Annotated in this window: 4 protein-coding genes, 1 pseudogene and 1 riboswitch; of the genes and pseudogenes, 1 reads left to right on the top strand and 4 read right to left on the bottom strand. The window is 61.8% G+C overall.

Annotated elements, in window-relative coordinates; translation table 11 throughout:
- Positions 1-65: 65 nt before the first annotated feature.
- Positions 66-128 (top strand): annotated as a pseudogene (locus IFT87_RS20805) (integrase core domain-containing protein); the annotation flags it as partial.
- 569 nt (positions 129-697) lie between these two features.
- On the opposite strand, the gene IFT87_RS19960 reads toward IFT87_RS20805, so the two are convergent.
- The 4 genes from IFT87_RS19960 to IFT87_RS19945 all read right to left on the bottom strand — a co-directional run bounded on the left by IFT87_RS19960 (position 698) and on the right by IFT87_RS19945 (position 6,898).
- Positions 698-3,310, bottom strand: coding sequence for a TonB-dependent receptor plug domain-containing protein (locus IFT87_RS19960; protein WP_197975387.1), 2,613 nt, complete (start codon positions 3,308-3,310; stop codon positions 698-700).
- Between the two features lie 122 nt (positions 3,311-3,432).
- Positions 3,433-4,725, bottom strand: coding sequence for a DUF3526 domain-containing protein (locus IFT87_RS19955; protein ID WP_192191733.1), 1,293 nt, complete (start codon positions 4,723-4,725; stop codon positions 3,433-3,435).
- Positions 4,722-6,161: an ABC transporter permease gene (locus IFT87_RS19950; protein ID WP_192191732.1), complete on the bottom strand. Its 1,440-nt coding sequence runs from the start codon at positions 6,159-6,161 to the stop codon at positions 4,722-4,724. The genes IFT87_RS19955 and IFT87_RS19950 overlap by 4 nt, the downstream gene beginning before the upstream one ends.
- Positions 6,158-6,898 carry an ABC transporter ATP-binding protein gene (locus tag IFT87_RS19945; protein WP_192191731.1) on the bottom strand — a complete coding sequence of 247 codons (741 nt, stop codon included), beginning with the start codon at positions 6,896-6,898 and terminating at the stop codon, positions 6,158-6,160. The genes IFT87_RS19950 and IFT87_RS19945 overlap by 4 nt, the downstream gene beginning before the upstream one ends.
- Positions 6,899-7,100: 202 nt before the next feature.
- Positions 7,101-7,240, top strand: a riboswitch (cobalamin riboswitch). This riboswitch is flagged as partial in the annotation.

Raw genomic sequence — 7,240 nt, 5'->3', positions numbered from 1 at the left:
GTGCGCTGGTTGTAGCAGGCTGTGCCGTCTGTTCGGGGGGAACCGGTCGCGGGGGCACCTGAGCAAAAAAGATCGAGGCCTGGCGGCGAGACTACAACGAGAGCCGTCCTCACACGTCGCTTTGCTGACTGACGCCGGTCGAATATGCTGCTGCCGCGGCCAAGATCGCGGCCGAATGAACGCCGGAAACTCAGCCTTGACCTGGATGAGAAACCGGGGGCCCCTCACCCCCTCCCCCACCATCATCAGATTGCGTCCTCAATCGACACCGCAGCAGTGCCTTTTGGGTATGCCCTTAGCTCACCGCCTCAGGCTGGTCAGTTTTACGAAAAAAACGGCGTATCGAATTTTAGTCAATTTCCTCGCCTAGTCCGGTTGAAGCCCTAACCAAACAGGACCATACGGCACCCATTCAAACAGCACCGCTGAAGCTGCATTCGGAGGGCGGTACATCGAACGGACTTAGATACGCTAAGCCCCAGCCGGTTCACCCAGGCGTCGCAAAACACCTGTTTGTCGCACAATAGTGATTTCGACTGGGTTTTCCACATAGGTGCCCACAAACTGGCTTCGTCGTTCAGACAGTGCGAAGGGCGGGAGACTCCAGTCTGAGCCAGCGCGGGCTTCGAGGGGAGCGACGTAGCAGGACCCTTTCAACTATCGCTACGATCAACATTCCGCCCTCAATCACGGGGTCCTAAAAGCTATAACTCCCGCGCATGAACACGGATCTGCCGTTAAATCCGAAGGGGGAAACGGCGTTGTAAGGCTGGGTGCCGGCATTATCGGCGCCATTGGTCCCGACCGCAACGCTAGAGACCGTTGAGGCGATATTCTGGTCCGGATAGATGTCGAAGACGTTCTGCGCTCCGACGCTTAGCTTAAGCGCACGGGTTGCCTGCCAGCCGACATCGATATCCGTCAGGATCTTGGCACCAAAGCGGTGGACGATGTCTGAGTTCGCCGCACTACCCGTCGAGGGAACCAAGCGAACGTCATAGCCCTGAACCAATGCTGCGACTTGGGCCGGCGTACGATTAAGCAACGCTACCGTCGCGACGCGACCATACCGGGTGTTGGTGACGGAGAACGTAAACGGCCCTCGCGCATAATTCAGATCCAGCGTGATCTTGTCGCGCGGTAGGCTGTCAGAGAAGCGGAGCTGCTGGGTGAGATCAAAGAGTGGCGTGGTGATGCCCAGTGCCGCGATCGGCGCCGGGGTGCCCGCGATTCTGTCGAACGTCGTCTTGTTGTAATTGCCAGCAAGCGTGGCTGTGATCCGGCTTCCGTCTCCAAAGCGATGTCGGTAGTTCATGACCAGATCGATGCCCTTTGTCTCCGTGTCGACTGCGTTGGTCAGGAACGACAACGCAGCGAAGCCAGACTGGCCATTGGCGGCCAGATAGTTGGTCAGGCGGGCGTCCTGAAAGGTCGATGAAATGGCGATGCGGTCACGCACCTTAATCCGGTAGGCATCGAGCGTCGCCGTGAAACCGCCGGCCTCGAAGACGGTACCGATAGACACGTTGCGTGACTGTTCAGGTTTCAGGTCAGTCGCGCCCGCTAGCCGCGCTGCAGGATTGTCGACTGCCGCCACCCGCACGATTGCCTGGGCGCCGTTGAGGATCAGCGTATTCGATGCGTTATAGCCGGACTGTGCCAGCGCAGGCGCGCGAAAGCCGGTGTTGTAAGAGCCTCGCAGCGCAAGCCCGCCGAACAGACCGAGCCGCCCGGCAGCCTTGAAATTCGTGGTACTGCCGAAGTCGGAATAACGTTCATGCCTGGCCGCACCTGATAACAGCAGCCCGCCGAAAAACTGCTTTTCCACTTCGCCATACAACGCGACGCTATCGCGAGCGATCGACGCACGATCATCGGGCCCGTTGCTTGGTCCAGGTTGCGAACCAATCGGCCCCGGACGACCGGCATTAGGGCCATCCGGGATCAATACCCCGCCATTGCGATAACCATCGGGCGCCCCCGAGAAAAGACGGTAGGCTTCCTCGCGATACTCGGTGCCGAACGCCAGTCTTACCGGCTGATCGTCACCGACCGGGATCTCTCGTGTGAAATCGAGGTTCGAGGTCCATTGATAGAAATCGCTACCGCCGCGGTAAAAGCGCGACGGGGAGGCAGCCCCCAAGGACACGTTGACGCTGTCGACGTAAGTCGTGCGGACGGTGCTGACGCCATAGACGGTCGACAGGTCCCAACCGAACCCTGCCAGATCATCTCCACGCAGACCGATCGCGGTGGAAATGTTCTCCAGCCTGGTGTCGAGGCCCGGGCTGTAGCCGTCCGGGTAGAGCGCGCGTACCGTCTCCTCCTGTCCAGGACGGCGGAAGAAATACTGGATGTCGCCATCGAGGCGATTGTATCCACCAAAGCTATAAAGTTCGGTCCCCCCTGGCAGGGGCGCGACGAGGTTGTAGAAGAGCTGGTAGTTTCGGTTTGGCTGATCTCCCTGCTGGAATACGTTCCGGTCGAACCCGGCTTCCCGCGGGTCGAGCGTCCCGTTCGATGGTGTCAGTCCAACACCGGAGCCATAGTTGCCAGAAGGCGCGACTGGCCGACCAGCGGCGTTCGTCCCGAAATACTGCTGCCGCGTATCCGCCCGCGCACGATTGGTGCCGTCCCGGTCTTGGTAAGCCGCGGTCAGGCGCAGGACGCCGTTTGCTCCGAGCGGGATGCCTGTGGAGGCACTTGCCTCGTAGGTGTCGCCGTCGCCCTTCGTAGTCTGCACATAGCCCGCCTGCGCGATGGTGCCGAGCGAGCGGTCGAGGATGATGTTGATGACACCCGAGATCGCGTCCGAGCCGTATTGGGCGGCAGCACCATCGCGCAGCACTTCGATCCTCGACATCGCAAGGGTCGGGATGGCGTTGAAATCAACCGCGACGTCGCCGCGACCGATGCCGTTGCTCGAATTGAGGTCGGCCGTGGTGTGGCGACGTTTGCCATTGATCAGGACCAGCAGTTCGCCGGCCCCTAGTCCGCGCAGGGAAGGCGGCTGGATGAAGTCGCCGACACCTGATGCCAGCGGTCGCGGCGCGCTGAAGCTCGGCACCTGAACCTTCAGCATCTGGATGAGATCGACACGCCCACTCTGTTGCAGCGCCTCACGCGATATGGCGTCCACTGGCGTCGACGATTGCGTTGTCGTGCGGCCGCCAAAACGACTGCCCGTAACGATGATCTCGCGGGCCTCATCATTGTCTTCGACTGCGTCGGCTTCCCGAACGACCTCCTGCGCCAACGCAGGCATCGGCATAGCAGCGGTGGCGGCAAGCGCTATCGCGAATGATCGCATGTAGATCCCCTTAGGTGATGTTATCTTATTATGTTTGGCGGGTTGCCAATGGTCGCTTTTTTGAAGAGCGGAAGGCCTGGTAGCGCCGGGTTAGCGACTACCGCCGTGGAGAAGTGGTATCGTCACTGGTCAGCGGCCTCGCCTGATTCACCCGCGGCATTTATTCGAGCGGTAAAGCTCGGTGCTCGGCCAAAGTCGGCTCTACCAAACGGCCGGTCGCGAAACAGATACCCGTAGTAGAAATTGCGCAGCCTGGCGTGGAAGGCACGCACTCGGTTCTGATATGCGAGCTGTGCGCGAACGTCGGTGTCAGCCAGCCGGGTCAGCAAAGCCTGTACTCCCACCGAAGGCAGCACCCACCCAAGTATGCGCGCAGCGGCATCGCGGCGTTCCAACCCGCTTCGATAGGCACGGACCTTGGTTGCGACGCTTTCGTCACCGACCTGATGGAAGGCGAAATACCATTTGTAATGGAAGGCCGACCCAAGCGGGGCAGAGTCCGCCCATTCGGGATGACCGGCATAGAAGCGGCGCATCGTCGTTTCGCGGGGAATGTCCCAGGCGCGGTTGACCATTTCGCGCTGGGCAAGCGCGATCTCTGCGCCCTGACCGATCGGCACGGCGCGGTTGATTGCGACGTGCGCCAGTGTCGGCAGGACGAGCACCAGTACAAGCCAGCACGCTGCGAGCGTTGCAGCGTTTGCAATCGAGCTCCAGCGGAGCCTCGCGACCAGTGCGGCGAGTGCCATCCAAAACAGGAGGTAAGCGAGGATCACGGAGAGAACCGCAAAGATCGCTACGCCCCCGACACCGGACGCTACCGCGGCAACGAGGAAGGGCACGGCAAGCGCCGCCCATAACAGCGCGATACGCAGCAGCATACGTCGCCGCAGCAGCTTTGCGCCACCCCGCGGTAGAGCATCCAGCATCCGCAGCCGCCCCGCCTCGCGTTCTCCGGACGTCAGATCATGGAACAACGCGACCACGAATAACGGCGCGAGGAAGACGAGGACGAACGCAAAATCGAACCGGCCTGGCAAAGCGAGTTCAGGATTGAAGACGTCGCCATCATAGATCTGCGCTTCCAGCCCCAACGCCCGGACTCGCAGAATGTAGGGCGAGACGTCGCGCATCCCGAGTGCGGCGAAGGCCAGGGGGGACGGTGCGTCCCAGGTTGGGTGGAAGCTGTAATAGCCCGCACTGCCCGCGTCCTTGGTCCTATCGACATAGTCGGCAACGGCCGCAATATCTTCGGATTGCGCGGCCGGGATTGCGGCGATCGCGGTGCGCTGCCGGGAGATTTCCACCATGCCTGCGGTGACGGCAGCGGCGGTGAGTATCGCCAGCAGGATCAGTGCCACGACGCTTAGTCGCGCACGGAGCAACAGGCCCAGTTCATGCATCCACAGCGTCATTGACGGGCTCCCAGACGACGGGTCACACGCGTGAGCAGCAGTGTGGCGACGGCCAGCCATAGTCCCAGGATAATGATCCCAGGCAGCGCCGCGGTCGCGAGCGTCGCGGCGCTTGGCGCAACGAAGGCGAAATCAGGCATATGCTGCCAATTGTCCGCTGCAATCCGCTTGCGGCGATCGGCACCAGCATCCTCGGCTATATCGTCGGCGTAGCTGACATTCTTGGCCTCCATCCGGTTGAGCCGCTGCACGAGGGCGTAGCGATACGCCTCCGCCTGTTCGAGGAAGCGGCGATGACCGGCAAAGTCGGTGTCGGCCGCAGCCATCGACAGTGCGCGGATCGCAATAGTCGGGCTCAGCACGCCGATCGCATCGACCAACCGGTTCTGTGCGGTCTGTGCCGCGAAACTGGCACCTGCATAGCGATCGAACAGGCCGGACGTCAGCCGCTCCCCCTCCATCGCCAGTAGTCCTTTGTAGTTCACCGGCAGATCCTCGACCCGGGTTGCGCCGTAGCGTTGCAGGACCGACCGCTTGAAGGCTGCCAGATGCGGATCGTCGGGATTGTGACTGTCACCCAGCTGGCGCAGGTCGCGCGCGATGGCGACATCGGTCTGAAGACGGTTCTGGAGCGGCACCGCGGCCCCCGCGATGTCGGGGGCGATGCGCGGCAGCAGCACGACCGCGACTGTCCATATTGCCAGCAGTGCAAGGAGGGCATCGCGCCCGCGCCGGGCAAAGCCCGACGCAAGCAGGATCAGCACGACCCACAACGCAAGATACAGCGCATAGCCAAGCCCGATGGCCGCCATTGGCAACGCCAGCGTGCCGGGTTGCGCGACGACTGCGACAAAACCGACCATCGCCGGAAATCCGACAATCACGGCCACGATCCCGAGCGCGGCAAGCTTGCCGCGTACCAGCTGTCCGCGCGAGACACCCTGCAGCATCAGTAATCGCAGTGTTCCTCGTTCGGTCTCGCGCGCCAGCACGCCGAAGCCCAGGAAGATCAGCAGTAATGGGGCGACTACCTGGAGGACGAAGGCGGGGGTGAGTTGTCCAAAGCGGACAAGCAGCGAGCTTTGCCGCACGTCGCCAAAATTGGCACTGTTCTGGCGGTGGCCTTCGAGAAACATGCTGTTGCCCGTGAAGGCATCAACACCGGGATCGAACGCGGCCAACGCACCCAACGGTCGATAGATGAAGGTGCCGTAATGGACCATGCGGTGCGGGTGGCGATCGGGTTGAGCCTTGAACGCCGCAGCGGCCACCTGCTGATGCCGCGTGCGCAGCTCGGCAATGCCGCGTTGGTGCGACCATGAACTAAGTACAGCCGCCAGGGTCAACAGGACGAGCAGAACAAGCGCGATCACCGCGACGCGGTTGCGCGCCATCAACCGGAGTTCATCGCGCGCGATCAGGTGCGTCGCACTCATGCGGCACGGGTCTCTACGCCGACCTGGAACCGGGCATGCAGGGCCCGAATGTCGAACCGTTCGGACCCGGTGGCCGTGACATCCTCGACGATCCGGCCCTGTTCAAGGAAGGCGATGCGGTCGGCGACATCGGCGGCAGATAAGAGGTCGTGCGTTACCATGAGCACCGCGGTGCCACGGTCGCGCACTTTCAAGAGCAGCGCGTTGAAGTCGGCGGTTGCGCGCGGGTCGAGACCGGAGGTCGGCTCGTCGAGCAGCAGCACCGGCACTTCACGCAGCAGCGCCACTGCAATCGCGACCTTCTGCCGCATCCCCTTGGAGAAGCCGCCCAGCCGCTGGTCCCAAGCCCGGTCCTGCAACCCGGCAGCAGCCAGCGCAGCGGTGATCGTTCCGCGGTCCTGACGTTGATCCGCCAGTGCCAGCAGGTAATCGGCATTTTCAACCGCGCTTAGATGCTCGTACAGCGCGACGTTTTCGGGGAGATAGGCAATGCGTCGGCGTGCCGCGTCAGCGTCAGCCCCTGGATCGATGCCGCAGACTGCGATCTGTCCCGCATCGGCGCGCACAAAGCCAAGCAGAGCGGACAAGGTGGTCGACTTGCCCGCTCCGTTGCCACCCAGCAATGCCGTGATGCTGCTGGCGGGAACATCGAGCGATAGACCGTCGAGAACGCGATGGTTGCCATAGGCAACCGCCAGTTCGTGGATAGCAATAGGGTTACCGTTATTATCGGGCATAAGCCTCAATCTAGCTTCGACATGATATAGCGTATCATACGATGTTGTTGCCGCGTTGCAACAGGAGCGTTCCGTCCGCTATTGGAAAAGCAGGTTGCGCTAGAGGACGCCGCCTGGACGCTAGACCGTGACGTTCGGTTATGGCGATTGCTCAAGAGCATTGATCGGGATACATCGGCGCCGCTGAACTGCTTTTGAAGCAGGCTGGCATGATCGCGTCGGTGTCCTGAGAGGGACTTAATAGGGAACGCGGTGAGGGTGGTTCGCCGCCTGAATCCGAGGCTGTCCCTGCAACTGTAAGCGGCGAGCGCGATGCATTTCGCTTCTTCCTGCAAAGGAAGG

This window comes from Sphingomonas sp. CFBP 8765, assembly GCF_014841445.1.
Taxonomy (GTDB): domain Bacteria; phylum Pseudomonadota; class Alphaproteobacteria; order Sphingomonadales; family Sphingomonadaceae; genus Sphingomonas; species Sphingomonas aerolata.
The sequence above is the reverse complement of the archived record's forward strand: the minus strand, read 5'-3'. Positions and strand labels throughout refer to the sequence as shown.